The sequence below is a fragment of the Levilactobacillus koreensis JCM 16448 genome, assembly GCF_001435525.1.
Lineage (GTDB): Bacteria > Bacillota > Bacilli > Lactobacillales > Lactobacillaceae > Levilactobacillus > Levilactobacillus koreensis.
Window position 1 is genome coordinate 1 of sequence record NZ_AZDP01000092.1, and the last position, 223, is coordinate 223.

A 223-nucleotide genomic window follows, 5' to 3' on the forward strand; every position below is an offset into this window, starting at 1 on the left:
TTAGAATTGGGACGACAACGGTCTCAATGGACGCCGTAGGACATTATTTCGTGTCCATGCAGATTGGGTCGGAACACCCCTTCGTCTCTGAGCAATCAGTTATTAAATCTAAAGTCGGGATTGATCTGAACCTCGAGAACTTTTTGACGGACTCAAATGGTCAGGTGATTGATAACCCCCATTACTACCGGACGATTAGAGGAAAACTAGCTAAAGCCCAACG

Annotated in this window: 1 pseudogene; it reads left to right on the forward strand. The window is 45.7% G+C overall.

Annotation, left to right across the window (positions count from 1 at the left end):
- Nucleotides 1–223, forward strand: a pseudogene (locus FC99_RS14190) (RNA-guided endonuclease InsQ/TnpB family protein); the annotation flags it as partial.